This window comes from Rhodobacter sp. P1_C2, assembly GCF_056406375.1.
Genome location: NZ_JBFUAG010000024.1, coordinates 1 through 26,480, shown reverse-complemented (window position 1 = coordinate 26,480; position 26,480 = coordinate 1). Strand labels below are relative to the sequence as shown.

Here is a 26,480-nt window from a genome sequence, read left to right as displayed (position 1 = left end):
CGCCAGACCCGCCAGACCCGCCAGACCCGCCAGACCCGCCAGACCCGCCAGACCCGCCAGACCCGCCAGACCCGCCAGACCCGCCAGACCCGCCAGACCCGCCAGACCCGCCAGACCCGCCAGACCCGCCAGACCCGCCAGACCCGCCAGACCCGCCAGACCCGCCGAAGCGGTTCCCGGACCCCGTTCACCCGTCAAGTCCAATTCCACCCCGAAGGAGAAATCCCCATGCGCGTCATCACCGCCTACAGCCACAAAGGCGGCACTGGCAAAACCACGGTCCTCCTGATGCTGGCCTCCGCAATCGATGCCGCTGGCAAATCCGCTCTTCTGGTCGACTGCGATCCGCATCAGTCATTCAAAGCCTACCAGACCTATAGCCAGCAGGCGGGGCCGGAATTCTGGTCCGACAAGTTCACCGTTCGCTTCCTGCACTATGAAGCGACCCGCTTGCTGGACCTCGAAGATGCCCTCCTTGATGCCCACCAAAGCGGTCGCTTCGACTATTGTCTGCTGAACCTTGCGGGTGTCGACCATCCCTTCAACCGCCATGTCCTGCGCTACGCCGAGGTCACCTTGATGCCGTTCGCGCCTTCGGCTCTGGACCTCATGGAATTGCCGGGCGCCCTCGATGTTGTCCGCCAGTTGTCTCAAGGCGGTGAGGTTGGCGAAGCCAGGGTTGTCCTGACCAAGATGCGCGCCAAGATGACGGTCGCGCAGCGCCAGTACATTAGCGACATCCTGCAAGGTTTTCCGCACCTCGACAACCAGATCCGCGAGACCGCCATTCTGGGCGACCTCGTCATGCGCGGCCTCCTGGGGCGCAGCCTTGCAGCCTACGAACGCGAAGCCAAAGGCCTGCAGAAAGCCGAAGTCAAACGCCTGCGCGAGGCCCTGGCTGACTGCCAATCCCTCCTTGGCGAAGTCGACAGCTTGATCCAAGTGGAGGCATGACATCATGAAAAACCGGGGCTTGCTCACGCGACCTATGTTCAGCCCCTTGGGCAATCACAAAGACCCGATCCCCAGCGATCTGCCCAACCGTCAGGTCGCGAGTCCTATAGAAGAGCCGGCACCCATTGAATCGATTGAACACAGCTTGACCCGGAGAGGACAGCAACCAACCGAGGGACCTGGCCTCCCTCCCCAAGCCGTATCGCACACCACGCCGACCCACCTGACCAAGCGCTACACACTGATCCTGAAGCTCGACCCCGCTCTGCTGCATCGCGTCGATACATCGCTGGCGTCCCTTGATCCGGCTTCGAAATCAACGGCGAAGCGCGCGATCGTGCAGGGCTTTCGGAATTCGATCCTCGCCACACTGCCATACCCGATGCCCGCTTTCGCGATGGCTGATCCCGTGCCCTACCGCATCGATATCCGGCTGTCAGACGAACTGGTCGGCAAGATTATCTCGGCTTCATCGAGCGGACCTTTTGAACTGCGATCGACCGTTCTTGCCAGATTTCTGTCGCCGCATTTCGGCGGATTTCTCGAGGAGGCTTTCGCTCGGCGCGGGAAACCTGTGACGACGCTGTTGGCTATGCCGGACGAACCCGAAGTCACCTGCAGCGCATCACAGAATTGAATCGTGGCCGGCCCTTTGATTCCGAATATTCATTGGACCGGGAATCCGGGCAGGTGCATCGTGTAGCATGGTTCCCGACCGCCTACTCGCACCCCACTGCATGTTCCGCCGCGATCCGAGCCTCACCATGGCCCGGTTTTACCGCATTGTGGTCTCGACGGATCTCTTCGGTCAGGCGATCCTGGAACGCACATGGGGCCGCATCGGGTGCAGGGGGCAAAGCCGAGCGGTCTCTTACCCATCGACTCGTTCTGCGGAAGAGGCGGCTTTCAAGCTCATCCACGCGAAGGAACGGCGGGGGTATCGCAGGCCGAACTGAGGGAACACAGGTCGCTTCCTGCATTGCCGGGATGGGACAACAGTTATAAAGAGTGACACGCTTCCAGTTTACCCAACGGAGTCGGCCATGACAAGCGCGGACCTTGGCCCTTAACTTGAAAGCCGTGTCCCCAAGATCATCGAGACCGGGCGCTACAATTCCAAGAGAGAAGCCCTGCGCGAAGGCATCCGTCCGATCCAGGAACGCGAGATGCGGTTGGCGCTGCTCGATCAGGCACTTGCGCAGGTACTTGGCGAAGCAGAAGCGGGACGCGTGTGGCCCGCCTCTGGGGTCCTAGCTCGGCTTGAGATCAGGTACCAAGCCAAGGGCCAAGACGGCACTCGACCGTTGACTTTTCCGCAGCCACAGAAGTCAATCTCGAAGCGATCTCCGAGTACATCGCTCATGAAAACTCTCTGGGCGCTCTAACCTTCGCTCGAGGGCTTATTGAACGTTGCCTCGGCTTGGGCGCACAGCAGGGCGCCAGCGGCCTCGGGCTGGAAGTGCAACGCCAAGCCATCGAAGCATTCGCCACTCCCCGGTGTGCCGAAGTCCTCACCCGCTCCACCGAGGTCCAGAGCCGCAAGACCCTCAGCCACCCGCAACTGACATCCGCCATCCAGCTGGCCCGCCAGACCGGCGCGACCCTCGTCATCGCCAAGCTCGACCGTCTCTCCCGCAACGCCGCCTTCCTCCTCACTCTGCGCGACAGCGGTGCGCACTTCCTCGCGGGCCGGCCCTCTGTCCGGCCCGCGCAAAGTCAGAGTATGAAGTCGTTCAGCGTGTAGGTGCTTGACAGCACGGCGCCGTCCTGAATGACCAAACGGAATTCGAACGCCCCGTCATTGTCGGTATTGCCCAGAATCACCGTATCAGTCCCGACCGTGATGAGTTCGATCGTCCCCTTGCCACCGCTGCCCAGAACGAAATGCTGGTGCCCGGCCAGGGTGGTGTCGGCATCGATGGCCGACAGGTTGATCTTGTCGCCCGCCGCGGCACCGGCGCCCTCGAAAGCGATTGCACCGCCGCCGGCCTGAATGACGTCCGCATTCGCGCCGACCGAATGACCGGCGAACTTGAAGATAAAGACGTCGTTGCCAAGACCGCCGATCAGGTCGTCCTGTCCAGCGCCACCCTGCAGTTTGTCGGCACCGGTACCCCCTGTCAGCACATCGGCGCCACTTCCGCCGTTGACAGTGTCATTGCCGTCGCCGCCGCTGATCGAATTGGCCCCGCTCGTCCCGGTGAGAGAGTCGCTGCCGATGCCGGAGATCAGGTTCTCCATGTTCGTGAAGCTCTCGCCAGCGAAGTTGGTCAGGCCAGTGGACAGGTTCACCACATAGTTGCCGCTGAAAGGGGTGGTGTCCAAGGTGTCGGTTCCAGCACCACCGTTGATCGACTCCGGTGTGCCCAGCACGGCGAAGATGTAGTCATTGCCGTTGCCACCAAAGGACGAATCCGCGCCGCCCCCGCCGTTGATCGTATCGTTGCCGTCGCCGCCGAAGATTGAGTTGGCGCCTGATGTACCGGTGAGCGAGTCGCTGCCGATTCCGGAGATCAGGTTCTCCATGTTCGTGAAGCTCTCGCCAGCGAAGTTGGTCAGGCCAGTGGACAGGTTCACCACATAGTTGCCGCTGAAGGGGGTGGTGTCCAAGGTGTCGGTTCCAGCACCACCGTCGATCGACTCCGGCGTGCCCAGCACGGCGAAGATGTAGTCATTGCCGTTGCCACCAAAGGACGAATCCGCGCCGCCCCCGCCGTTGATCGTATCGTTGCCGTCGCCGCCGAAGATTGAGTTGGCGCCTGATGTACCGGTGAGCGAGTCGCTGCCGATGCCGGAGATCAGGTTCTCCATGTTCGTGAAGCTCTCGCCAGCGAAGTTGGTCAGGCCAGTGGACAGATTCACCACATAGTTGCCGCTGAAGGGGGTGGTGTCCAAGGTGTCGGTTCCAGCACCACCGTCGATCGACTCCGGTGTGCCCAGCACGGCGAAGATGTAGTCATTTCCATTGCCGCCAAAGGATGAATCCGCGCCGCCTCCGCCGTTGATCGTATCGTTGCCGTCGCCGCCGCTGATCGAATTGGCCCCGCTCGTCCCGGTCAGCGAGTCGCTGCCACTACCGGAGATCAGGTTCTCCATGTTCGTGAAGCTCTCGCCAGCGAAGTTGGTCAGGCCGGTGGACAGGTTCACCACATAGTTGCCCGAAAAGAGGGAGGTATCGAGCGTGTCGGTCCCCGCTCCGCCCTCGATGGATTCCGGAGTGCCAATCACAGCGAGGATGTAGTCGTCACCGTTGCCACCGAACGAGGAATCCGCACCGCCCCCGCCGTTAAGCGTGTCGTTGCCATCCCCGCCGAAAAGGATGTCGTTTCCGGCGCCGCCGTTGATGGAATTGGCCGAGCTGGTTCCGGTCAGCGTGTCATCTCCGGAGCCCGAGATCAGGTTCTCCATGTTCGTGAAACTCTCGCCGGCGAAATTGGTCAGGCCGGTCGTCAGATTTACCAAGTAGTTGCCAGTAAAGGCCGTTGTATCCAGCGTATCGGTTCCGGCACCACCGTCGATGGATTCCGGTGTGCCCAGCACGGCGAAGATATAGTCGTTGCCATTGCCGCCGAAGGATGAATCCGCGCCGCCCCCGCCGTTGATCGTATCGTTGCCATCGCCGCCGAAGATTGAGTTGGCGCCAGACGTACCAGTCAGCGAGTCGCTTCCAGCACCGGAGATCAAGTTCTCCATGTTCGTGAAGCTTTCACCGGCGAAGTTGGTCAGCCCAGTCGACAGGTTCACCACGTAGTTGCCGCTGAAAGGGGTGGTGTCCAAGGTGTCGGTACCGGCGCCGCCGTCAATCGACTCCGGTGTGCCCAGCACGGCGAAGATGTAGTCGTTGCCGTTACCACCAAACGAGGAATCCGCGCCGCCTCCGCCGTTGATCGTATCGTTGCCGTCGCCACCGAAGATTGAATTGGCGCCTGACGTCCCGGTGAGCGAGTCGCTTCCAGCACCGGAGGTCAGGTTTTCCATATTCGTGAAGCTTTCACCGGCGAAGTTGGTCAAGCCGGTGGACAGGTTCACCACATAGTTGCCGCTGAAAGGGGTGGTGTCCAAGGTGTCGGTACCGGCGCCGCCGTCAATCGACTCCGGTGTGCCCAGCACCGCGAAGATGTAGTCGTTGCCGTTTCCACCAAACGAGGAATCCGCGCCGCCTCCGCCGTTGATCGTATCGTTGCCGTCGCCGCCGAAGATTGAATTGGCGCCTGACGTGCCGGTCAAGGAATCGTCGCCCGCGCCCGAGATCAGATTCTCGAAGTTGACATAGCTTTCGCCGAAAAAGTTGGTCAGCCCGGTCGACAGGTTCACCACGTAGTTGCCGGAAAAGAGCGAGGTATCGAGCGTGTCGGTCCCCGCGCCGCCATCGGCGATGTCGATCCCCAGCGAGGCAAAGATATAGTCGTTGCCGTTGCCGCCGAACTGGGAATCCGCCCCGCCGCCGCCGATCATCGTGTCATTGCCGTCGCCACCACTGATGAAATTGGCGCCGGAGGTGCCGGTCAGGGAGTCGCTACCCGCGCCCGAGATCAGATTTTCAAAGTTGACATAGCTTTCGCCGGAGAAGTTGGTCAGCCCGGTCGACAGGTTCACCACGTAGTTGCCGGAAAAGAGGGAGGTATCCAGCGTGTCGGTCCCCGATCCCCCATCCGCAATGTCGATGCCGATGACGGCAAAGATGTAGTCGTTGCCGTTGCCGCCAAACTGGGAATCCGCCCCGCCGCCTCCGTTCAGGGTGTCGTTGCCGTCGCCGCCGAACAGCTGGTCCGCCGCCGTACTGGGAAACGAGCCCCCCGGCACGGCGGTCACGGTACCGGAAACTCCCCCGGGGGTGATGATTTCATTTGCACTTGATCCGAAAAACGTGGCCATTTTGCACCTCTCATAAATTGCATTGATGAAGCAAGAAAGGCAGTCCCCACGTTCCTTGGGTTTTATCATTCGCCCAACGAACATCTCGGGCAACTATCTTACGCCTAGGCAATGGTTTGTGCAATAATTGTGCAATGAAGTGCCGTTCGGCGAGCGGCCGGCTACGACATCATTCGCCTGCCTCAAGACCTCTGGCCTTCTGCGAGCGCATCCTGCGCCAGAGTGTCGACCTTGGCTTCATCAACTTGAGAAACGCTTGGGCAGGGCAGCCGAAGGCAGCATTGGTTGACTGCACCTCGGCCTTCACGTCCAGCCAAGTGGTTTACGGTCATGTGTTCGCGCTACCCCAGACTGAAGAGCAAGAGATCGAGGTTTGCGCGGCTATACATCTGGTGTTTGACCAGTTTCAGCTTGTTGACCTGCCCTTCGGTTTGGCCATTCGACCATGGGCTAGCGCATGCGGCGGCCACCGGAGCCCTGTTGGCGATGATCCCTCACACCAAGGCGGTCAGTGGCCCGGATGCCGCTTCAATCCATCTGTCAGCATCGGCTGAATTGCCGATTCCGAGCATCTGATGGAATTGCGCCACGTCCGGCAGTTCTGCCTCGATCTGCCAGAGTTCGGTGCGCGACAGATTGCTCCGGGGCAAGCATTAGAAGTCTGGCAATCGTGCGTGAGCCGCAGCATCTGCGGGGAGGCTCCGCCGCTCTGGTGCTCGACGGCTGGCGTCACCCTGGGATGAAGCCGACCTGTGCCAATCACCCGTCGCATGTCACGCATCGACCTGTGGACCGCAACGAGGGGCGCAGTGTTTTCAGCAGCGCTGTGTGAGCGGCAGCTTTTGGGAATGCAGCCCCACAGCATGAAGCGAGTTCGACTGGCAACTGTGGGCTGAGAGCGTCATGACCCAGCGAGTTTCCCCGCCGGGCCTTTTGGTGAGGCCTGTTCTTCTCAGAACGGTATCTCATCGTCGCGGTCGACGAGTTCGGGGTTCTCGCCTTCTGCCGATTTCGCGCGGCTCAGGAAGTCGACCTTCTCTGCGATAATCTCGCAACCGACGCGGTCGGTGCCGGCCGTGTCGGTCCATTTTGTGTAGTGGATGCGGCCGTGGACCATGACCTTCATGCCCTTCTCGCAGTGCTCGGCGACGGTCTTGCCCAGGCCGTTGAAGCAGGTGATCCGGTGCCATTCTGTGTCCATGACGCGGAAGCCTTTCTCGTCGCGGACAGCACGGCCTTCCGACAAACGCGGGCGCGAGGTGGCCAGGGTGAAGTGGGTGATCTTTGTCCCACCTTGCGTGGTGCGGACTTCCGGGGCCTGACCGATGTTGCCGGCGAGGATGACGATGTTCTGCATTTGAGAGCTCCGTATCTGGTTCGAGGGACCATCCCTTCGACAAGACCCGGAAAAAGCCTGTCGGCTGAGGCTTGCACGGCTGAGCCCTTTGATCAGCCGGAAACCCCCGAGGGGCCGGGGTGGTGCGGGCAGGCTGCCAGAGCAGCCAACACGGCCCGGCCCCGAGCGGGGTTGCGAGCCAGAGGCCGAACAGGCTTAGGGGATTGTCCGTCGAAGGGAGGTGACTGAGCCGGGGCACGCGGGAGCGCCAATACAGAACCGCTCAGATGATCAGACGGCAGTGTCAGACCCCGGGGGCAGCAGACCCGGAAAGATAGAGAGGACGAGATCACCCCACTCTGCGCGCAAGACCCGCGATGCGCTTTCGGAACCCTTGCCGCATGCCCCCGCGAGACTTAAGGCCTCTGCAAACCATGGATAAAGGACCCACCGGAATGATTGCCATCGACCTGAACACGCTGTCGCTGAAAGACCTGAAGAGCCTGCAGAAGGATCTGGCGAAGGCCATCGCCACCTTTGAGGACCGCCAGAAGGCCGACGCCCGCGCCAAAGTCGAGGTATTTGCTAAAGAACTGGGCTTCAGCTTGACCGACCTAATGGGCGCCGACGGTGTCAAAGCTACCCGCGCGCCGGCCACGGCGAAATACCGTCATCCTGAGAACCCGGGACTCACCTGGTCCGGACGGGGTCGCAAGCCGCTCTGGTTCATCGCCGCCATCGATGCAGGAAAGAGCCCGGAAAACCTCGCTGTTTAGGGCAGGAGTTTGCCGGAACCTGCGGGCAATCAGGATTTCCGCTTCAGGCTTCCCTCGAATTGCGCGCCGGTTTCAATCGTGATCGTCTCATGGTTGATGTCCGCCTGGACGCGAGAAGAACCGGACAAGGACACCGACTTCGCGACAATTGCTCCTTCAATGGTGCCGAGCACCGAAAGGTTCAGGGCCATGACCTGGCCCGCAACACGTCCGCTCGTCGATACGAGAACATCCGGCGCCCTCACCGTGCCTGTGATCCTGCCGGGGATATCGACCGGACCGCTGGAACTGACGTCACCATCGATTTCCAAGTCTTCGGCGAGGCGCGAGCGTGTTGCGCTACCCAGTGCCGTCGTCGGCCAATCCGGGTCGAGGGCCGACTTCTTCACCTGCCTGCTAAGATAAAAATGTTGCCCTTGTGGTGACGAAAAAATGTTCGTAGCCTGACGCCGGAAACATGGGCCGCGTGTAGATGATCTCTCTTGAAGCGGCCGCATCATATGCCTACGGGTCACGAGAGGCATATCTGTGACAGAAATCGGTGAAAGCGTGGGCGGCACATGGAACGGCGATGGCACGGACAGACTCACGGGCCTTCCTGCACGTGATAGATTTATCGCCGATTTGTCAGCGCACATGGCAGAACACAGCGAAATGGCCGTGCTGTGTCTGTTGGATATTGATAAATTTCGTTTCTTGAACGCGGTTGCAGGCGCGCAGGTCGCTGATTTTGTGTTGCAACGGATTGCTACAATACTGCGAAAAAACCTCGCGCCAAGTGATATGCTCGGTCGCATTGGGGACGACGAGTTTGCTGTGCTGATGACTGAAATGAGCTTGGCAGAAGCATCCTGCAAGACAAAAGCCATGATTGATGCAGTATCTGACTATCAGCTTGAATGGCTTGGAAGAATCTTCAAATTTTCGGCAAGTGCTGGGCTTGCATCGATACTGGATTGCGACAGTGTTGAATTCAGCCTGAATGCCGCGACGTCAGCCTGCGGCATCGCCAAGGGCCAGGGCCGCGGGAGCATCGTCGTGGCAGATCCCTCAAAACTGCCTTGGGACGAATATCACCGCGACGCCCGCATTTTGTTGGGCCTGCAAAGCGCCATTTCGGATAACAGGTTGCGGCTTTACGCTCAGGAAATTTTCGATCTTTCATCAGCTTCGGGCCGAGCTGTGGAGTTTGAACTGCTCGTCCATATGGTCGACACCAATGGCACCGAGTTCCCCCCTTCGGCACTCATTCCTGCCGCCGAACGGCATGGTTTTATCCGTGAGCTCGATCGATGGGTGTTGAAGGCCGCACTTGTCGACAACGCCGAATTGTTGATGCGTAATCCTGATGTCACCTTGTCCTTGAACCTGTCCGGACAATCGCTGGGCGACGATGGCCTGTGGCCCTTCGTCACAGCCTTGTTCGAGCAATCTGGTCTGGATGCAAACCGAATTCAGTTTGAGATCACCGAAACTTCCGCGATCTCCGATATGTCGGTGGCGTTGAGATTCGTGCAGTCCGCGCGCGCGCTTGGCTGCAAGGTGGCGTTGGACGATTTTGGTTCGGGTTTGTCCAGTTTTGCCTACCTTCGGAGCTTCCCGGTGGATTGTATCAAGATTGACGGTGCCTTCGTCGGCAATGTTGCCGATGAAACCAGCACGGATCGCGCGATTGTGAATGCAATCGTGGGGGTTGCGCGCGCACTCGACCTGATTGTCGTCGCCGAACACGTGGACAGTGCCGAAATTTTGAGAACGTTGAGCGAGCTTGGCATTGATAAAATTCAGGGCTTTCTGATGTCGCGCCCCATCCCTTTCATAGAGGTTCTCCAGAAAAAGGCATTCTGAACTACGGATAGCTGCCTGTTCCAGGTTCTTTAGCATACTGCTGACGTCCGAGATGTTGCGCGAGGTGAGGGCGGATGAGCACGTCTCGGTTGACGACAAGCTTCCAACCTAAGGCCGATCCCACCCCATCCGAGGATGGGCGGCTTGGCAATCCACCCGCATCCGAGCGTTTAGACGAAACGTCATCCCAAATCGAGACCGACCCGATGCCCCGCTCTGCAACAACGCGGCGCCGACCCCGAGACAATCGTCGGCATGGCGCGGACCCTCTACCGCAGCATAGCAGGGATGCGGTCTCGCTTCATCCCGACGATGGCCGCCAAAACCTTGGTTAGACTGCCCAGATTTTTGGCTATGGGGAGATGAAAACCGGGTCCGGCACCTGCGCCGTTCTGCGTCGAACAACCCGACGCCGAACGGCGCAGGTCTACCAAAAGGGAAACCGCTCCCCCCTGTGACTTCTTCGGCACCGTGTTGGGAATCAATGCCTTGACGGAGTGATAACGTTTGTATTTCGCCGCAAAAAAATTTTTAATCGAGCTGAGTACAGGATCAACCATGCCGAACAACAGATGTAACCATACCTTTGCGCGGCCGCGTCTGGCCGCACTGTTTGCCAGTCTGTTGATGGTGGGGGCCTGCAATCTTACTACGTCGGAACTCTCCCCCTCTCTGAGCGAGGCCGAGGAAACGACCCAGTTCGTCACGGTGCCGCTGCGGCAGTCTTGGGTGCATGCCCCAGGAGCCGTGGTTGTAACCGAGCGCGGGCTGGTCGACAGCATGGAGCAACGCATCGGCCTCGCGAACCAGACCACCATTCCCGGCGACAATATGATCACCCTGCGCGCACGTGCGCTGCAGGGGCAGATGCTGGGTCGGTTCCGGTATGAGGAATTTCTCCGCAGGGTGGGCGGGCTCCCCGTTCCCTTTACGGCATTGAAATCCGGTGATCTGTCGACGGGCGAAGACGAGCTGGGCACCTATCTCTGGGCCGAAAGCCGAAGCGGGGCGAACACGATCTGCGTGCTGGGCTTGCGCCGTCTTGACACCGGGATGGAGCAGATGCCCGGTGGGACGAACGTAGTTGATATGTTGATGCGCAATTGTGTCAACGGCACTGTCGAACAGGCGCTGGCACCCATGATGGCCACCACCATCGCTAACATTGCAGCAGCAGGGGCTGCCCCGACAGCGCAAGGCATCCAAATGCTGTCACCTCTTGCCGGACCAACTCCATGATAATGACGCATTTATTTGAATTATTCGGTCAAGAGTGCATTGGGCGAGGCCGGCACGGATTGGACCAGAAGGAACTACGCGGTGACAAAGCAAAAGATTGGCAGTTTCGGGCTGCTCTTGATCTGGGTGATCATGATGCTGCCGACGCTGATTCTGGCGTCGGTCCCGTCTTCGACAGCGGCGCAGGGGTTGCTTGGACTGGCAGCGATCATTGTGATCCTGGCACTGAAGCCCTTCGCATCCAACACCGTGGCGCGGTTTGGCTTGTTGGCCGTCGGCAGCGTGATCGTGCTGCGTTACTGGCTGTGGCGGCTGACTGACACACTGCCAGAGACGGGTTTTACGCCGTCCTTCATCCTGGCCGTGATCCTGTTTGCGATCGAAACCTATTCGATCATGGTGTTCTTTCTGAACGCTTTCATCTCCGCCGATCCGACCGAGCGCGCCTTGCCGCCGAAAGTGGCCGTGGACAAGCTGCCGACCGTCAACATTCTGGTGCCGTCTTACAACGAACCGACCGAGATGCTAAGCGTGACGCTCTCCGCGGCAAAGAACATGATTTATCCGCGTGACAAGCGTGTTGTGGTCCTGTGTGACGATGGCGGCACCGATCAGCGCTGCAATTCGGCCAATCCCGAACTTGCCCGCAAGTCGCAGGAGCGTCGGGCCGAGCTGCAACAGCTTTGCGCTGACCTTGGGGTGATGTATTCGACCCGCGCGCGCAATGAACATGCCAAGGCCGGGAACATGAGCGCGGCTTTGGCCAAGCTCGACGGTGATCTTGTCGTGGTGTTCGATGCAGACCATGTGCCGTCAGAGGATTTTCTGGCCCGCACGGTCGGGTATTTCGTCGATGATCCGAAGTTGTTTCTGGTACAAACGCCGCACTTCTTCATCAACAAGGACCCGATCGAACGTAATCTTGGTCTGAAATGCCCGCCTGAAAATGAGATGTTCTATTCGCTGATCCACCGCGGCCTGGACCGGTGGGGTGGGGCGTTCTTCTGCGGTTCTGCGGCGGTGCTGCGGCGTAAGGCATTGGATTCGGTGGGTGGGTTTGCGGGTGAGACCATCACCGAAGATGCGGAAACGGCGTTGGACATCCACTCCAAAGGGTGGCGCAGCCTCTATCTTGATCGGGCGATGATCGCTGGATTGCAACCGGAGACCTTTGCCTCGTTCATCCAGCAGCGCGGCCGCTGGGCGTCGGGCATGATGCAGATGCTGATGCTGAAAAACCCGCTGTTCCGGAGCGGTTTGGGTTTTCTGCAACGGCTTTGCTACATCAACTCAATGTCGTTCTGGTTATTTCCTATCATCCGTCTGGCCTATCTGCTGGCACCCCTCAGCTATCTGTTTTTCGGTGTGGAGATCTTCGTTTCGACCTTTCGCGATGCGATGGTCTACACGCTCAGCTATATGGCGGTCAGTTTCCTGATCCAGAACGCGATGTTCGCGCGGTATCGCTGGCCGTTGATTTCCGAAGTCTACGAGGTGGCGCAGGCGCCCTATCTGGCAATGGCGATCTTCCGCACGATCTTGCGCCCGCGCGCCGCCAAATTCAACGTAACGGCCAAGGACGAGACGCTGGCGGAAGATTATATTTCGCCGATCTATGGCCCGCTGCTGATGCTGTTCTTGTTGATGCTTGCCGGGATCCTGGCGCTGCTTGTGCGCTGGATTGCTTATCCGGGCGACCGCAGTGTTCTGGGCGTGGTGGGCACCTGGGCTGTCATCAACTTCCTGCTGGTTTCGCTGTCCTTGCGCGCGGTGTCCGAAAAACAGCAGCGCCGCAGCTCGCCTCGGGTGGAAATGCAGAACCCGACGACGATGTGGTGGGAAGGCTCAGGCGAAGCGCCCTTGGCGGGGGTTGTGCTGGATGCCTCGACCAGTGGCGCGCGGCTGCGCATTGGCGCTCCGCCGAGTGGGACAAAGGGACTGCGGATGGTCACCAAGGGCGAGACGATCCAGTTCCGCCCGCGCTTTTCCGATGCAACTCATTTGGAGCGTCCGGTCAAGGCGGTGGTCCGGCAGATTTTCGAGACGCCGGAAGGCCCGGTTCTGGGGGTGCTGTTTCTGCGCGATCAGGCGTTGGATGTGCGTGAAGCCGTGGCATTCCTAATCTTTGGGTCCAGTGACAACTGGCTGAGGATGCGGCAGGCGACGCGCAAAAAGAAAGGTTTGCTTGCGGGAATTTGCTATGTTGTGTGGCTTAGCGTGAGCTCATTGCCGCGCACCCTTGGCGATTTCATGCGCGAGCCTGCACGCCGCCGCCGCACCGCATTGATGGAGTCTCATCAACGCAAACCGGCGCATTTGGTGGCCTTTGGCGCCGACTTCATTGAAAATGCGGATGACAAAGATCCCAGCACGCTCTCGGGATCGGCTTTCTTCGGGGAGGCGTCCCGATGAGGCTTCTGCGCACAATTGCGGTTCTGACCCTGCTGCCGGGATTTGCCGGCGCACAGACGGCCCAAGCCCCGTTGATACAACTGCAACCGGTCCCGCCCGCGGTTGTGGCGCCGCCTGTGGAGGCTGCTCCGCAATCCCCGGCCGTCGCAGAACCAAAGATTAATCTGGCACCCCCCATGCCTCAGGCGGATACAGCAGCGACCGGAACCGGGCAGCAGCCGGCAGTCGTGGAAGCGCCAAAGATCAATCTTGCACCGGAGGCTGCTACGGATACCGCAGACTCCGAAGCCGCCCCGGCACTGCAGGTGGATCGGGATGTCGGCGCACAGCCTGTGGCCGCAACCGAAGATTGGATGCTGGCGATGGTCCCTGCGGCGCAAGATGTGCCGACCAAGACGCGGATCGGTGGCAGCATGCCGGCGCCCGGCCAGTTTCGTCTGAGCGGCGAGATCGCCAGCGCGGATTTCGTGCTGACCTTGCCAGAAGATGTGCCCGTCCCGAAAGAGCTGGTGCTGTCCCTGCGTTCCAGCGTCAATGTGCTGCCCGATACCTCGCATCTGACGGTTTTGATCAACGGAACCGAGGCCGGGAAAATCGCCCTGGACAACATCGGCGACTTTGCAGCGATCCACCTGCCCACCGCAGCCCTGATCCCGGGCGTGAACCGCATCACCTTGAACGCCGCGCAGACCCACCGCATTTTCTGCGGCCCCGAAGCATCCTTCGCGGTGTGGACCGAGATTGCGCTGGGACATAGCGGCGTCATGATCGACCCGGCGCTCTTGCAGCTGGATACGCAAGGCTTTCTGGCCGCCGCTCAGTCGCAGATCGCACGCGATGGTGCGATCGAAATTCTGGTGGATGCCTCAACCGATATGACGATGTTCCGTGACGTTGCCAGACGGATCACCGACGCCGTGGGGGGCGCACCCAGGATCAAGGTCGTGCCGTTCTATTCGATGGAAACGCAACAGAATGCCCGCGCGCGCATAGCCTTGATCAGCTCTGCCACCGCGAAATCCAGCTTCAGGCGGGGCGTGGATGGGGCCGTAGTGCTGCAGATTGAACATGCCGAGGGGGCGATGCCCGATTTGTCCACGATCCTGCCTGCGCGTCCTCCCGCGCAGAAGATCGCGGCATTAACGCCCGGCCGTGTGACAACTCTGGCCGAGCTTGGGACCGTCAATATCCCGGCGAACACCCACTATTTCCGGCAGGACGTGGATTTCCTGCTGCCGGAAGATTGGTTGCTCTTGGCCTCGCAGAAGGTGGATCTGGTCGTGCACTACGGGTTTTCGGCGGATCTGCCGGAAGGCGCGTTGTTGCTGGTCAAGGTGAACGACCAGACCATCCGCCTGTTGCCGCTGGACCACGACGGCGGCAAGGTGCAGCCGCCGCTGCCGATCGTCTTCCGGGCCAACCGGTTGAACCCCGGCATCAATACCCTGACCTTCGAGATGTCGGTGCCCGGCGATCCGCCCGATCTGCCCTGCACCCCGCGCACCACCGACATGCTTGTGGTCCTGGGCGACAGCTCGCTCAATGTGCCGCCCTCGCCGAAGATGCGCCAGACCGACATGTCGCGCAGTCTGGCGCGGCTGGATGGCAACGACGTGACGGTGCCCGCCGAAGTGGCGGACCCTGCGCGTGACACAGCCACGCTCTTGGCCTTTGGCGCCTTGTTCCGGCCACTGGTGAGCGACGGCATCAAGGCGCGGCTGCATGTTGTCGGACTGAATGGCGTGGGGCTGGTGCCGACGGGCGGCACCGGTGCCACGCGGCGGATGCTGCAAAACGCGGTTTACCCCGCGGCAGAGGTCCCCGCTGCACCCGAAGCTGCGGCCGCAACCCCGCAACCTGCGTTCAACTTTGCCAATGCGGACGGCAAAACGGTTGAGGTCGAGCCGGCATCCGCCCCGGTCGACCACTCCTATTGGGAAGCCGTCAGATACTTCTTCTCTCCCGAGGGGTGGATGTTCCGCGAAGTCGGCGGCGTCCGCGACATGTCGCTGCCGGGGACCGTGACGCTGGTCAACTGGCTGGAGAATAAGTCTGGCGTGGCGTTGCTGTTGCAACTGGACCCTAACACCCCCGATGACATCTGGCTGATCGCCGGGCCGGATATCTCGATGAGCGATCTTGCCAGCCAGGTGGATAACTTCCGCCGCGAAGGACGTGGCGAGGCGCATGGTCAGGCGGCCTTGTTGCTCAGCGACGGCAGTTGGGTCACATGGTCGGAAAAACGCCGCCCCGAATTGCTGGAGCCGCTCACCCCGTCCAATCTGCGCGCGGTGTTGGGCAACTATGCATCGTGGTCGCCCTTGATCTTCACGGTGTTGACCTTGCTGCTGGCCTTGGTATCGGTCATTCCAGCGCTGTTCTTCGTTCTGATGACCCGCCGGTCAGGAAGCCGCACATGAAACGCCGCACATTCATCGCAGCAGTCGGTGGGGCAGCGGTGGCAGCCAGCTTGCCGCAGAAGGCATGGGGGCAGGTTCCGAAATCCATCGCCGGCGCGATTGCGCCTTCGCATCCGCTGCAAGCATCATGGCAGGCATGGAAGATGCTTTGCCTGACCCCCGAGGGCCGCATCGTTGACGGCTTTCAAAACTCGGACAGTCATTCCGAGGGGCAAAGCTACGGCCTGACGCTGGCAGCAGCCTTTGATGATATTGCCGCGTTCGACCTGATCCACACCTGGACAGAGGAAAATCTGGGGGTCCGCGAAGATGCTCTGCTGGCTTGGCGTTGGAAACATGATCAGGCCGCGCATGTCCCCGACAAGAACAACGCCAGCGACGGCGATCTTTTCTATGCCTGGGCGTTGTCTGCGATGGCGGTTCGACATGACCGCGCGGACCTCGGCGCACGGGCGCGCAAGATTGCGACTGATCTGGTTGCCTTGTGTGTGAAGCCGCACCCGAACGGCAACGGCAGCCAGCTTCTCCTGCCAGCTGCCAAGGGCTTTGAGACCGACACCGGATTTATCATCAACCCCTCCTACTACATGCCGCGCGCCATGCAGGATGTGGCAGCGCAGACCGGGGTGGAGGTGCTGGGCAAAGTAGCGGCTGATGGTCTGGTCTTGATGGATCAGATGGCGCAAACCGGATTGGTGCCGGATTGGGCCGCTGTCGACAGCACGGGCTGGGCCGCACCGCCAGAACGCTTCTCGGTCAATGCAGGCTATGAGGCCATGCGGGTGCCCTTGTTCGCGGCATGGTCCGAAGATGCCGCATCTGCCGCTGCCCTTCGCTACGTGGCGGCAGCCGAGGCCACCAGCGACGGGGCGAGTGCCACCACTGTGTTCAATCGTGTGACCGGTGCCGCACTGGAACGCAGCCCACATCCGGGCTATCGTGCCATTGTTGGCCTGTTGTCTTGCGCGCAATCCGGCAGCGCGGGGGCAAGCATGCCTGCCTTTTCCGTCCGACAGCCCTATTATCCGGCAACGTTGCACCTTATGGCACTTGTCGCTCAGGTCGAGATGTATCCACAATGCGTTCCAATATGACCCGACATGTCCTGATAACTGCATCTCTGCTGTTGGCTTTGGCACCCGGTGCCATACTGGCCCAGACTGCGCTTGCGCCGGCTAACCCTGCGCAGACCAGCCCTTCGCCGACCGACCCTTCGATTGCCGTCACCAAAACCGCAACGGTGCCGACCGCAGCCGAGCTTCAGGCCTTGGCGTTTTACGTCCAACAAAAGGACCAACCCTCAGTCACCGCCGAACTGCGCCGCTTACGCGCGAAGTTTCCGGGCTGGGTGCCGCCTGCGGATCTGACGAAACTGAGCATCACGCAGCCCTCGACTGAGATTGACACGATCTACCGCCAGATTGCGGCAGGTCAACTTGCAGAGGCCCGGGCAACAATCGCCTCGACCCAAGCCGCTTATTCGGGCTGGACACCTGCGCCAGATATGCTCAGGCTGCTGGAAACCGCAGAGGGTCAAGTGAAACTTGATGCGGCGCTCGATGCCGGGAACGCCAATGAGGCGCTGACGATTGCCGTGAACTCGGACACGCTCTTACGCTGCGATCGGATCAACAATGCCTGGCGCATCGCCAAGGCGCAAGAAAACCAGCAGGCAGCGACCGCTGCGGTTGCCACCTATACCGCCATCATCGGCGCCTGCTCGGATTTCCCCGCGGTTGTCGCCACTTTGGAGAAATCAGACAGCGTCACGACCGATGCCGAATTGACGGCATTTTTCGATACCGTCCGCGCGAAGTTTCCAGACAGGACGGCGGAACTTGCCACAGTGCAAGCGAAGTTGATGGCCGGGCGCGGGGCAAACCCTGCGACCATCACGATCAGCCCGGACATAAAGCCCAAACCGCGCCCAGTTGAGAAACCGGCCGCACCCAAGCCTGAGGTCGCGGCGAAAGCGCCTGAAGTGGCGGCGAACGCGCCGACGCGGGCGGCGTCGCCTGCAAGCTCCGGACCCGGATGTCTGGCGGCAACCACGGGTGCGACATCGGCGCCACGGCTGGCGGACCGTGGTTGGTGCGCCTATAATCTCGACCAGCCGATGGTGGCCCTGGCTGCCTTTCAGGCGGCAGAAGCCAAACTGAATGGCGCGCAAAAGCGTGATGCCCGCTTTGGCATGGCGCTGTCCTATCTGAAGATGAACATGACGGAGGAAGCCTCGCGCATTGCGGCCTCCACCCAGCTGACACAGCAGCAACGGGTTGACACCGAATCCATCATCCTCGACCAGCGCGGGGTGCTGGCTTACAAGAAGCAGCAGTACGGCAAGGCAATCGGCTATTTCAACGCGTTGGAGCAGGTATCGGGCCACCTGCGGCGCGATCTGGCGATTTTGCGCGGCTATGCCTATCTGAACAGCGGCAATGTCAGCAACGCCCAGCTGCAGTTTCAGACCTTGAACGATCAGCTGGCAACCCCTGAGAGCCGCCGAGGGCTTGCAGCCGTCGCCGGCAGGCAGGATTGATCACCAGTCCAGCGCGTCAAAGCGTAAGTTCAGCGACACCTGGCTGTAGTCGAACAAATCGACACTTGACTGATTGACGCTGTAGCCGATTTGCGCGGTGAGTCCGGGGCGAAGTTCATAAGATATGCTGATGCCTGTGGCTTGGTCCTCGCGCGCTGTGCCGAGAAAACTCCCGCCGCCAGCGTCTTGGTGCCAGAGCCCGACCCCCAGAGCGCGCCCGTGCGACAGCCATTGCACCCCAACTGCAATCCGGTTGGCCAAGGCGGTTTCCCCCTTAATAGGGGCGGCCTTGGTCAGCGACAGGTTTGTTGCAGCTTTGTCCCAGACAGCCGCCCATGACAGCGTGACCGACGGCTGATCTCCGGTATCATAACTGGATTGGGCGAATTCGGCGCTGACCTCGTGATAGGCCGCCGTCGTCCGAAATAGCCGAGACGCGGTGAGTGCGGTTTCCTGGGATACGCTTGATCCCAGCTCGCGCTGCGATGCCGAAACCGTCTGGCACAGATCAACGAAATCCCAGCCAGACACATGATTGCGGCTGCACAGGCCAAGTTCGGCGTTGCTGCGGCCGATCTGATATTCGGGTGACCACACGGCCTCGCCGCGCAAACGCCCCTCAACATAGCGGCCGTTCGCCCAAGCCAAGCGGGCCACGCCGCCGCCAGAAAGGCCCATCACCATTCCCGCTTTGGCGCGAAAGGCCGGGTCGGCCTCAAACACAGAACCGTTGAGGCTGAAACTGTCCTGCAGCGCCCCGCCGTTGATATTGCCGTCGTAGCTGAGGATCGGCGCAACCCAGGCCCCGGAGGCGATCACATGGCTTTGGCCTGGCTCGTAGTAAAAGCCCTGTGCGATCATGCTTTGCTTCATCCGCAAAACGGCTGAGCGGGGGGCCGCACCCGTCTCCAGCAGTTTGCCGAAGGCAAATATCTGAAGCCGTTCGGACCCCGAGATGGCCGCAATTTGCGCGCGACCGAGCTCATCGGCGCAGGCCGCAGAGGCAGACCAGAGGCAGACCAGAACGCCCCAGACTTTAGGGCAGGGCATTGGGGTCGGCGCCGACAAACACACCGTCAATGATCACAGGTGTTACGCCCGCGGTGCCAGCGGTATAGACGCCCGATGTTGTAAGGCCATGCTTGCCATCGGTGTAGGTGGGGGTGCCGCCTATATTGCCGCGCAGACTGCCGTCGATGGCAAAGATCGCGCTGCTATCGGGGTCCCAGACCTGCACCGTGATGGCGCCGCCATAGGCCCCCGAGCGGATGTTGAATGGCAAATCCTTGGCAGCGATCTCCGTTCTGATCTCTGAGGCCCCCGACACGCCTGTGCGCAGGTTGATGTTTGCCGTCTGCGTGTCAAAATTCAGCACCAGATCAACCAAACCGTTGCTGTCGCTGCCGCTGCGGATCGGCTTGCCGTCAACCGCGGCCCAGACAAAGTTTTGTCCGCGCAGGTAATAGGTGCCCGTCGCCGCAACCAACTTGCCATTCTTCTCATTCTCGAACGGGGTTTGATCGGCGGTCAGTCGCAACAGCCGGGTCACCTTCTCTGTGCCGCCAGAGCTGTCAACCTGCGCCAGCACCTCAATCGTGACCTTTCCGGCATAGTTTTTATCGGAAAGCGCAATCAGATTGCGGTAGCCAGCCGGATCGGCGGGATTCTTGTCCTCGAACTGCGCGATCACCGCAGCATCCGCCGGCGTAGACCTGTCCAGCCTCACCCGGTTGAAGCCATTGTCGTCGCGGGCATAGTTTTGAAACGCTGGCGTCACCACCTCGCGCCCGTCCGGAAGCGGTGCAACGCCACTTCCTCCACCGCCACCACATGCGGCAAGCAGGATTATGCCGAACATTCCCGCAATCGTAGACGCCGCGCGCATCAAACACCCCTCAAGATTGATTCCATCTCACTTGCCGACATATACTTGTAAGGCATGCTCCTCGCTATCATGTGAACCTGAAACCGTCTCTGTTGTTGGGATTCGACACCAGAATGAGACACTTAGTGCCAGACTACCCGGACCGGACAGAGCAGCGAATAGACAAGGCCAGCCTGATGACCATGATCGAAGAACACCAACGCGTCGCCGCTCTACAGGCGCTGGATATTCTGAGCGCCCCGCGCGAGCCTGCGCTGGACAGGATCGTCCACATGGTGCGGTCAGAGTTTGGTGCCCGCCACGCGGGGATCATGCTGATCGATCACAGCACTGCGGTGTTCGCAGCACGGTCAAACATATCTTTGAAATCCGTGCCTCGGAAGGAAGCCTTCTGCAACATCACCATTCAGAATGACGCGCCGCTGATCATTCGGGATGCATTGTCGGATCCGCGAATCATCGACCAACCGCCGGCGAAAAGCGGGATTCGCAGCTATGCAGGTATTCCGCTGCGAACACGGGCAGGCTACTGCATAGGCTCGCTTTGCGTATTCGACACCGAGTTGCTGCGATTTCCAGCAACGAAAATCCGCAAGATGAGGGAGTTGGCGCTGCTGGCGATGGATTGCATCGAATTGCGGCGGCTTTCGGTTCAGGACCATCTGACGGGCGCGCTCAACCGGCGCGGCTTCATGAGCGAGCTGGAGCGAGAGATGCGCAAGCAACTGCGCAAGCCCCATCGGCCTTTGACGCTCGCCTTGATGGATCTCGACCATTTCAAACAGATCAATGACCGGTTCGGCCATCCGGCAGGGGACCAAGTCTTGCAGGCCGTGGCAGAGCTCGCGACCGAACTGGGCAGCCCGGTGCATCTGATTGGTCGACTTGGGGGCGAGGAATTTGGCATCCTGATGCCCGACCACGATGAGGATTCAGCTTTTGGCGTCATCGAAAGGCTGCGTCTGGCGATTGAGCAGTTTCGGTTGCCCAACCTTCCGGACTTGCGCGTCACGGCCAGTTTTGGTTTGACCGAAACCGATGGCAAAGCTATGGACATATCATCGCTTATGGCGAGTGCAGATAGCGCACTTTATCACGCCAAAGCCGGATCCCGGAACATGACAGTGCGGGCGCGGTCTATTCCTACTCCGAACTGACTGCACATCATACGGTGCGACTTGGTCGGTTTGGCGAAGCTGCGGCACCGGCATTGCCCATCAGAAGAGCAGTCGAGAGACACGGATCTTTATGCCGCCAACCCCGTGACCACAGATCGGGCCCGACCCCACTCTTTGGCCTTGTATAGGCTTTTGTCGGCAGACTTATAGGCATTCTGGAACGAAAAAGGTTGCTTGCCGCAGAAAGTGCCGCCGATGCTGACCGAGAGAGTGATGACCGAACCTTTATAATTGATCAAAGTATCCAAAGACTTGCGCAGTCTTTCTGCAATGCTGGCCAGATCGTCTTCATCGACCGCGTCGATCAGAACCGCAAACTCCTCGCCGCCAAACCTGGCTGCAACATCGCTTCTCCGCGTCCCATCCGCCAGCTTTTGGCCAACGATGCGCAGAATCTCATCCCCGGCGTCATGGCCGATAGTGTCGTTGATCTTCTTGAAATGATCAATGTCGATCAGCAAAAGCCCTTTATGGGTCTGTTGTTTGGCCTCGATTGCAACCGTCACGTCCATGAACCTGCGCCGATTTGGCAGAGAGGTCAGAGCATCCGTATTCGCGGCCGTGTTCAACTCGCGTTCACGCCGGCCACGACGTTGCTCGGTTTCCATAAGCCGCCCGAAAATCAACACATCCAGCAATGTCAGAACACTGAGATAGGTGAAAATTTCCGCTTTGTTGGGAATAGGCATGAGAAGCGTCAGGTTGTTCGGAATGATCAACACGGCGGCGAGGCTTAGCCAATCCAAGGTGGAGCGGCGTTTTTTACTCCTGTTGCGTGAGACATTCCAAAGGCTTGCAAGGATCGCGGTCGAGAATATTGTGAAGCAACCGAGAGCGGCCCCCGCGCCACCGATCCACAGTCGCATCAGCGCCGTGATGGTCGCGGCGACCGCCGCCGAGATCGGGCCACCAAAGATCGCCGCGATACCGATGAAGGCATTGCGGCCATCTGCCTGGAAGCCATCCATGATCACGATGGGTCGCGCCATCAGCATCGCTGCCGCCACACCCATGACAACACCGACCAACGCATGCCTCAATAGGCGGTTTTGAATATGCCTTTGCAACACTCCGTAAAGCAACGTTGCGAGGGCCATCGCACCTATAGCATGGAAAGAAAAGAAGAATATGTCCTTCAACATGTCAGTCGTCCTTCTTCGCCGGATCAAGTGGCCGATGCAACATGCTGCCCTTTGCGACTCGCAGATCGGATTTCTCTCAACAAACTCGCATTCAGAGAAGGCCAATGAATGGCGGGATTGTGGCGATGCGGGTCTCCCTTGCGCTCTGTGAACTGACCTTTCCTAGTTCGACCTGAACAACGGCAATACCACTACGGTTTTGCTCGCATCTGGCTGCAAGGTTTCGTGTGATTTTATTCAGAGTCCTGCAAGGTCGGTTTGCCCTTGAAGCACCGCACTCGCCCGCCTGAACAGGATGACCTTCTCCGCGCGCGCCTTGTCTACGTGATTGATCTGCACCATGAGTTGACGGCGTTGATCGGCTGGAAAGCGTTGGAGCGGGAATGGGGTGGTTCTTTCCTCGACGACTGGACGGTGGGATTGCTTTATCTCCAGCACGCCTATCAGCTGTCGGACGAAGCCATTGTCGCCCGCTGGGTCGAGAACCTTCATTAACAGCACTTTGCCCGGAACACATAAAGCGCGCCGCTGAACGGGTCACTATCGGCATCGCGCACCAGTGACAGCAGGCTGTCAGGCCACTTGCGGAAGTCGACCGGTTGGCCCGCCAGAAAGACCTTCACACCGGAAGGCATTATGCCGTGCGCACCGCGCACAAGATCCGGCGCAGCGTAACCTCCTCAAGGTCGGAGCTGACCCGGATGACGACATCACCCACCACAATCTCTGCCACAGAAGTTGGCGAGCCCGCTGGCAGGCCTTCGTTCTGTTTGCTCAGGAAGGTCTTGCGCCAGCCGAAGAGCTGCGGCGCAGAAATCCCCAGCCGCCGGGCCAATGCCGAAACATTCACGCCAGGTTCCAGCGCCGCAGCCACGGTCTTCGACTTGAATTCCTCCGACCACCGGCGCCGCTTTCCGACCGGCGCACCGTCAAATCGACCAACAATCGCCTCGACCAACTGCAAGCTACCAGTCGCAGGCATAGGCTTAGAACTAGTCGTGGACATGGAACCTCGGCATCAGATCAACGTCCGAGGTCTGAGCAAATGGGATGAACTGCCTTCCCGCCCAACCTCAGCTATTGTTGCGGTATCGGTAGGACAGGAAGGAGCATTCCGATGGATATCGCAGTTCTTGGAATTGACTTGGGCAAGACGGTCTGCAGCTTAGCGGGCGTCGACGGCACGGGCGCGGTCGTCCTGCGCAGGCGCATTCAGCGCTTCCGGCTGCTGGAGTTTCTCGCCCAGTTGCCACCCTGTATTGTTGCCATGGAAGCTTGTGGTGGTGCCCATCACGTTGGTCGGTTCTGTTTGCAGTTCGATCACCAGCCGCGCTTGATGTCTCCGCTCTATGTTCGGCCTTGCGTGAAGGTGCACAAGAACGATGACCGGGACGCCGAGGGCATCGCAGAGGCGGCCACCCGTCCGACCATGAGCTTCGTGCCGATCAAGACGGAAGAGCAACTTGACTTGCAAGCGCTCCACCGGGCCCGTGAGCGGTTTGTGCAGGATCGGACCCGGCTGATCAATCAGGCCCGCGGCTTTCTGATGGAGCGGGGGATTCGTCCTGCATCAGGGCGGCATGTGTTCCAGAAGTTCCTCACTCGCCTCCCCGAAGATCATAATGGCGATCTGACGCCGCGAATGCTGGCGGACATGGCGGCCGATCTCGGCACGATCAACGAGAAGGTCACCGCACTGGATAGGGAGATCAAATCTGTCGCTGCCGCGGATGACGACATGCACCGTTTGATGGAAATCCCCGGCGTAGGGCCAACCATCGCGACCGCACTCGTGGCGGCTGTAGGCACCGGAAAAGCCTTCGGCAAGGGTCGCGATCTTGCCGCTTGGCGGGCCTCGTTCCACGGCAGGTCACAACCGGGGGAAAAGCCAAGCTGATCGGCATCTCCAAACACGGCAACACCTACTTGCGAAAACTGTTTATCCACGGCGCCAGAACCGTGCTGCACTTGGTCAAGGACAGATCGACCCCACTCGCCCGATGGGTCGACGGGTTGAAGGCCAGGACGCATGTCAACGTCGCGGTTGTCGCAATGGCCAACAAGCTCGCCCGCATCGCATGGGCAATCCTGACAACTGGCGAGCGATATCGCTCGGCTGCGCTGGAGGGCGCATGACTACGGGCATGTAAGGGAGGAACAACGGAATCTGCGAGCGGAAAAGAGATGGATCAACGACCAGATCGGCGTCCTGCAAGTCTGACGGGGAGTATGGCCTCAAAGTGCCGATGAGCTAATGAGACACAGGACGCGCGACTTCCCATCTTGGTCAGGGGACAATCACAATGCCCCGCGAAAAGACCGAATACATAGGAGCAGGGTCAAAGGTGCGTCTCGAAATCACTTGCAGGGGAAGGCAGTTCACACATACTCCCCGAGGCCATTAACCGACGGGGTTCCCTTGCCGCTTACTCCGGAGCGGCATGTCTTACGACTCCACTTTTTGAGCAAGAGAGGTCCCTTGCGCTGTATGGCTCGGGACACCATCGAGTGTTGGGTGGCGGGATGGGAATATGATGAAATTTCCCTTCCCGATGGTTCACCGCCCGCCAAAGGTGTCCGACACCTCAATGCTGGTCTTCGCGCGCCCCTGCAGCGGACCTCGGCTCGACGGAGTGCGTGCCGCGTAGTCGCGCCAGTCATCATGTTGAAAAGATTGCCAGAGCTCATCTAGTTCATTGCGACGCCGGGAAGACTCAGCCTGCTGATGGGCTGAGAGGGGGGAAAACTTCGTGCGTATCTGATTCTCTCGGAAATGCTCTGAAAGATGCCCGTATGTGGAACTTACGGTTCGAACGTCAGCATGGCCAAGTTGTCGGGCGATCACATCAAGCGGAACCCCTTGACGCACTAGATCGCTGGCATAAGTATGGCGTAACCCGTGGAAGACGAACTCTTTGGGTAATTTGGCCTTTTGGATCGCCCTTCGAAATAGGTTCGCATGTTGTCGACGCCAAGCCTTGCCGCGATCCGAGAGCAAGACAAGATCAGATCCTGACTTGCCGTCACAGCACGACAGGAAGAAGGCCATTCCCTCATCAGGTAAGAAAACGAAGCGAGCGGGACCAGTTTTAAATGCTGCGACTCGAATACCGAATATCTGATGGCCAACATCCTGCACGCGGAGGTTGGCCAACTCACCAACGCGGCACCCAGAGTAGAGCGCTGCCATCACAAGCTTCTGCAGCGCCGGGGAGCAATGCTCAATGAGGCTAAGGCACTCCGGCCTCGTCAAGAAGACAGACCGAGGCGTGTAATTCACGGCCACTCGCTTCAAAGCCCTCCACGGGCGTTCGGAATCTATCTTTCCATTCTCCCAAGCATGCAGAAATGCCATGCGCAGGATGGTAACCAGGGAGTTGAAGGTTCGCTTGCGCCTCCTAAGTTCATCGGGACCAAGGTCGCCAAGCTTGACCGCGTCTCGATATGGACCAAACCCATATTTCGGTGGTGTCTCGATCACACGAAGGGCCAAGGCCTTTAGTTGGAGTGCGGAAAAGTCCTCAAGCGGAACAAATACTAGGCTCAGGACTCATTGATCATATCCAGAAGATGACGGTTGCTGCGATAGCGATTGCGGACATGAAGGTGTGGGCGCATCGGTCGTAGCGTAAGCGGTGGCTGACACCCGTATGGGTTTCAGCTTGACTGCTTTTGGAATGCCCAGGGCATGAGGTCGTCGATGCGGGACGCCGGGTAGCGGTTGGCGATAGCTGTCAGGGTTGCACGCAGGTAGGCGTAAGGGTCGACAGCGTTCAGCTTGCAGGTTTCAATAAGCGAGGCCATGCGTGCCCAGGTGTGGCCGCCCTCATCATGGCCCGCGAACAGCGCGTTTTTGCGATTGAGGGTTATGGGTCG

The 26,480-nt window shown here is 59.8% G+C and carries 24 protein-coding genes and 2 pseudogenes; 14 read left to right on the top strand and 12 right to left on the bottom strand.

Features of this window, described 5'->3' with window-relative positions; translation table 11 throughout:
* On the bottom strand, window positions 1-198 hold a 198-nt coding region (locus tag AC1DZT_RS24645; protein ID WP_478009299.1), incomplete at its 3' end, for a hypothetical protein.
* A 30-nt stretch (window positions 199-228) separates the two neighbouring features.
* Here AC1DZT_RS24645 and AC1DZT_RS24640 point away from each other — a divergent pair.
* The 4 genes from AC1DZT_RS24640 (at window position 229) to AC1DZT_RS24625 (ending at window position 2,698) form a co-directional block, all read left to right on the top strand.
* On the top strand, window positions 229-954 hold the full coding sequence (locus AC1DZT_RS24640; protein ID WP_478009298.1) for a ParA family protein: 726 nt from the start codon (window positions 229-231) through the stop codon (window positions 952-954).
* A 4-nt stretch (window positions 955-958) separates the two neighbouring features.
* Window positions 959-1,591, top strand: coding sequence for a hypothetical protein (locus AC1DZT_RS24635; protein ID WP_478009297.1), 633 nt, complete (start codon window positions 959-961; stop codon window positions 1,589-1,591).
* Window positions 1,592-1,658: 67 nt separating this feature from the next.
* On the top strand, window positions 1,659-1,910 hold the full coding sequence (locus tag AC1DZT_RS24630; RefSeq protein ID WP_478009296.1) for a WGR domain-containing protein: 252 nt from the start codon (window positions 1,659-1,661) through the stop codon (window positions 1,908-1,910).
* A 464-nt stretch (window positions 1,911-2,374) separates the two neighbouring features.
* A complete protein-coding gene (locus AC1DZT_RS24625) occupies window positions 2,375-2,698 on the top strand; it encodes a recombinase family protein (protein WP_478009295.1) in 324 nt (107 codons plus the stop codon).
* Here AC1DZT_RS24625 and AC1DZT_RS24620 read toward each other — a convergent pair.
* Window positions 2,671-5,829 (bottom strand): hypothetical protein, encoded by a 3,159-nt coding sequence (locus AC1DZT_RS24620; RefSeq protein WP_478009294.1) that lies wholly within the window; start codon window positions 5,827-5,829, stop codon window positions 2,671-2,673. The genes AC1DZT_RS24625 and AC1DZT_RS24620 overlap by 28 nt on opposite strands.
* 952 nt (window positions 5,830-6,781) lie before the next feature.
* Window positions 6,782-7,186: a single-stranded DNA-binding protein gene (locus tag AC1DZT_RS24615; RefSeq protein ID WP_478009293.1), complete on the bottom strand. Its 405-nt coding sequence runs from the start codon at window positions 7,184-7,186 to the stop codon at window positions 6,782-6,784.
* A 434-nt stretch (window positions 7,187-7,620) separates the two neighbouring features.
* Between AC1DZT_RS24615 and AC1DZT_RS24610 the strand changes: the two genes are divergently transcribed.
* Window positions 7,621-7,941: an H-NS histone family protein gene (locus AC1DZT_RS24610; RefSeq protein ID WP_478009292.1), complete on the top strand. Its 321-nt coding sequence runs from the start codon at window positions 7,621-7,623 to the stop codon at window positions 7,939-7,941.
* Between the two features lie 29 nt (window positions 7,942-7,970).
* Here AC1DZT_RS24610 and AC1DZT_RS24605 read toward each other — a convergent pair whose 3' ends face one another.
* Window positions 7,971-8,330: a bactofilin family protein gene (locus AC1DZT_RS24605; protein ID WP_478009291.1), complete on the bottom strand. Its 360-nt coding sequence runs from the start codon at window positions 8,328-8,330 to the stop codon at window positions 7,971-7,973.
* A 139-nt stretch (window positions 8,331-8,469) separates the two neighbouring features.
* Between AC1DZT_RS24605 and AC1DZT_RS24600 the strand changes: the two genes are divergently transcribed.
* A complete protein-coding gene (locus AC1DZT_RS24600; RefSeq protein WP_478009290.1) occupies window positions 8,470-9,789 on the top strand; it encodes an EAL domain-containing protein in 1,320 nt (439 codons plus the stop codon).
* Window positions 9,790-10,058: 269 nt separating this feature from the next.
* On the opposite strand, the gene AC1DZT_RS24595 is transcribed toward AC1DZT_RS24600, so the two are convergent.
* Window positions 10,059-10,358 carry a hypothetical protein gene (locus AC1DZT_RS24595; RefSeq protein ID WP_478009289.1) on the bottom strand — a complete coding sequence of 100 codons (300 nt, stop codon included), beginning with the start codon at window positions 10,356-10,358 and terminating at the stop codon, window positions 10,059-10,061.
* Between AC1DZT_RS24595 and AC1DZT_RS24590 the strand changes: the two genes are divergently transcribed.
* Genes AC1DZT_RS24590 through AC1DZT_RS24570 form a run of 5 tightly spaced genes read left to right on the top strand, consistent with a single transcriptional unit; the run spans window position 10,348 to window position 18,399 of the window.
* A complete protein-coding gene (locus AC1DZT_RS24590; protein ID WP_478009288.1) occupies window positions 10,348-11,028 on the top strand; it encodes a hypothetical protein in 681 nt (226 codons plus the stop codon). The genes AC1DZT_RS24595 and AC1DZT_RS24590 overlap by 11 nt on opposite strands.
* Window positions 11,029-11,043: 15 nt before the next feature.
* The gene (bcsA, locus tag AC1DZT_RS24585; protein WP_478009287.1) at window positions 11,044-13,440 is read left to right on the top strand and encodes a UDP-forming cellulose synthase catalytic subunit; all 2,397 of its coding nucleotides are present in this window, start codon (window positions 11,044-11,046) and stop codon (window positions 13,438-13,440) included.
* Entirely contained in the window at window positions 13,437-15,860 is a 2,424-nt protein-coding gene (locus AC1DZT_RS24580) for a cellulose biosynthesis cyclic di-GMP-binding regulatory protein BcsB (protein ID WP_478009286.1), read from the top strand. The genes bcsA and AC1DZT_RS24580 overlap by 4 nt, the downstream gene beginning before the upstream one ends.
* A complete protein-coding gene (locus tag AC1DZT_RS24575; protein WP_478009285.1) occupies window positions 15,857-16,954 on the top strand; it encodes a family 8 glycosyl hydrolase in 1,098 nt (365 codons plus the stop codon). The genes AC1DZT_RS24580 and AC1DZT_RS24575 overlap by 4 nt, the downstream gene beginning before the upstream one ends.
* Window positions 16,951-18,399, top strand: coding sequence for a hypothetical protein (locus AC1DZT_RS24570; RefSeq protein ID WP_478009284.1), 1,449 nt, complete (start codon window positions 16,951-16,953; stop codon window positions 18,397-18,399). Before AC1DZT_RS24575 ends, AC1DZT_RS24570 begins: the two co-directional genes overlap by 4 nt.
* Here the strand turns inward: AC1DZT_RS24570 and AC1DZT_RS24565 are convergent, their stop codons facing one another.
* The gene (locus tag AC1DZT_RS24565; RefSeq protein WP_478009283.1) at window positions 18,400-19,260 is read right to left on the bottom strand and encodes a hypothetical protein; all 861 of its coding nucleotides are present in this window, start codon (window positions 19,258-19,260) and stop codon (window positions 18,400-18,402) included.
* A gap of 175 nt (window positions 19,261-19,435) precedes the next feature.
* Window positions 19,436-20,284, bottom strand: coding sequence for a viral aspartic protease (locus tag AC1DZT_RS24560; protein WP_478009282.1), 849 nt, complete (start codon window positions 20,282-20,284; stop codon window positions 19,436-19,438).
* 176 nt (window positions 20,285-20,460) lie between these two features.
* Between AC1DZT_RS24560 and AC1DZT_RS24555 the strand changes: the two genes are divergently transcribed.
* Window positions 20,461-21,441, top strand: coding sequence for a sensor domain-containing diguanylate cyclase (locus AC1DZT_RS24555; protein ID WP_478009281.1), 981 nt, complete (start codon window positions 20,461-20,463; stop codon window positions 21,439-21,441).
* Between the two features lie 89 nt (window positions 21,442-21,530).
* Here the strand turns inward: AC1DZT_RS24555 and AC1DZT_RS24550 are convergent, their stop codons facing one another.
* A complete protein-coding gene (locus tag AC1DZT_RS24550) occupies window positions 21,531-22,604 on the bottom strand; it encodes a GGDEF domain-containing protein (RefSeq protein ID WP_478009280.1) in 1,074 nt (357 codons plus the stop codon).
* Between the two features lie 264 nt (window positions 22,605-22,868).
* Between AC1DZT_RS24550 and AC1DZT_RS24545 the strand changes: the two are divergent.
* Window positions 22,869-23,090, top strand: a pseudogene (locus AC1DZT_RS24545) (IS5/IS1182 family transposase); the annotation flags it as partial.
* A 5-nt stretch (window positions 23,091-23,095) separates the two neighbouring features.
* On the opposite strand, the gene tnpB reads toward AC1DZT_RS24545, so the two are convergent.
* Window positions 23,096-23,239, bottom strand: a complete 144-nt coding sequence (gene tnpB / locus AC1DZT_RS24540) for an IS66 family insertion sequence element accessory protein TnpB (RefSeq protein WP_478009279.1) — start codon at window positions 23,237-23,239, stop codon at window positions 23,096-23,098.
* The gene (locus AC1DZT_RS24535; protein ID WP_478009278.1) at window positions 23,239-23,562 is read right to left on the bottom strand and encodes a transposase; all 324 of its coding nucleotides are present in this window, start codon (window positions 23,560-23,562) and stop codon (window positions 23,239-23,241) included. The genes tnpB and AC1DZT_RS24535 overlap by 1 nt, the downstream gene beginning before the upstream one ends.
* Window positions 23,563-23,721: 159 nt before the next feature.
* Between AC1DZT_RS24535 and AC1DZT_RS24530 the strand changes: the two are divergent.
* A pseudogene (locus AC1DZT_RS24530) lies at window positions 23,722-24,740 on the top strand (IS110 family RNA-guided transposase).
* A 421-nt stretch (window positions 24,741-25,161) separates the two neighbouring features.
* Here AC1DZT_RS24530 and AC1DZT_RS24525 read toward each other — a convergent pair.
* Together AC1DZT_RS24525 and AC1DZT_RS24520 are read right to left on the bottom strand one after the other, a co-directional pair.
* Window positions 25,162-25,959 carry a tyrosine-type recombinase/integrase gene (locus AC1DZT_RS24525; protein WP_478009300.1) on the bottom strand — a complete coding sequence of 266 codons (798 nt, stop codon included), beginning with the start codon at window positions 25,957-25,959 and terminating at the stop codon, window positions 25,162-25,164.
* A 302-nt stretch (window positions 25,960-26,261) separates the two neighbouring features.
* A partial coding sequence (locus tag AC1DZT_RS24520; protein WP_478009277.1) for a transposase domain-containing protein occupies window positions 26,262-26,480 on the bottom strand: 219 nt, incomplete at its 5' end.

What these genes read in the sequence shown, in the direction of transcription:
- AC1DZT_RS24640 (WP_478009298.1), top strand. Translation starts at nt 229, where the DNA reads ATGCGCGTCATCACCGCCTACAGCCACAAAGGCGGCACTGGCAAAACC.
- AC1DZT_RS24635 (WP_478009297.1), top strand. Translation starts at nt 959, where the DNA reads ATGAAAAACCGGGGCTTGCTCACGCGACCTATGTTCAGCCCCTTGGGC.
- AC1DZT_RS24630 (WP_478009296.1), top strand. Translation starts at nt 1,659, where the DNA reads ATGGTTCCCGACCGCCTACTCGCACCCCACTGCATGTTCCGCCGCGAT.
- AC1DZT_RS24620 (WP_478009294.1), bottom strand. Translation starts at nt 5,829, where the DNA reads ATGGCCACGTTTTTCGGATCAAGTGCAAATGAAATCATCACCCCCGGG.
- AC1DZT_RS24615 (WP_478009293.1), bottom strand. Translation starts at nt 7,186, where the DNA reads ATGCAGAACATCGTCATCCTCGCCGGCAACATCGGTCAGGCCCCGGAA.
- AC1DZT_RS24610 (WP_478009292.1), top strand. Translation starts at nt 7,621, where the DNA reads ATGATTGCCATCGACCTGAACACGCTGTCGCTGAAAGACCTGAAGAGC.
- AC1DZT_RS24590 (WP_478009288.1), top strand. Translation starts at nt 10,348, where the DNA reads ATGCCGAACAACAGATGTAACCATACCTTTGCGCGGCCGCGTCTGGCC.
- AC1DZT_RS24580 (WP_478009286.1), top strand. Translation starts at nt 13,437, where the DNA reads ATGAGGCTTCTGCGCACAATTGCGGTTCTGACCCTGCTGCCGGGATTT.
- AC1DZT_RS24575 (WP_478009285.1), top strand. Translation starts at nt 15,857, where the DNA reads ATGAAACGCCGCACATTCATCGCAGCAGTCGGTGGGGCAGCGGTGGCA.
- AC1DZT_RS24570 (WP_478009284.1), top strand. Translation starts at nt 16,951, where the DNA reads ATGACCCGACATGTCCTGATAACTGCATCTCTGCTGTTGGCTTTGGCA.
- AC1DZT_RS24565 (WP_478009283.1), bottom strand. Translation starts at nt 19,260, where the DNA reads ATGATCGCACAGGGCTTTTACTACGAGCCAGGCCAAAGCCATGTGATC.
- AC1DZT_RS24560 (WP_478009282.1), bottom strand. Translation starts at nt 20,284, where the DNA reads ATGCGCGCGGCGTCTACGATTGCGGGAATGTTCGGCATAATCCTGCTT.
- AC1DZT_RS24555 (WP_478009281.1), top strand. Translation starts at nt 20,461, where the DNA reads ATGACCATGATCGAAGAACACCAACGCGTCGCCGCTCTACAGGCGCTG.
- AC1DZT_RS24550 (WP_478009280.1), bottom strand. Translation starts at nt 22,604, where the DNA reads ATGTTGAAGGACATATTCTTCTTTTCTTTCCATGCTATAGGTGCGATG.
- tnpB (WP_478009279.1), bottom strand. Translation starts at nt 23,239, where the DNA reads ATGCCTTCCGGTGTGAAGGTCTTTCTGGCGGGCCAACCGGTCGACTTC.
- AC1DZT_RS24525 (WP_478009300.1), bottom strand. Translation starts at nt 25,959, where the DNA reads ATGGCATTTCTGCATGCTTGGGAGAATGGAAAGATAGATTCCGAACGC.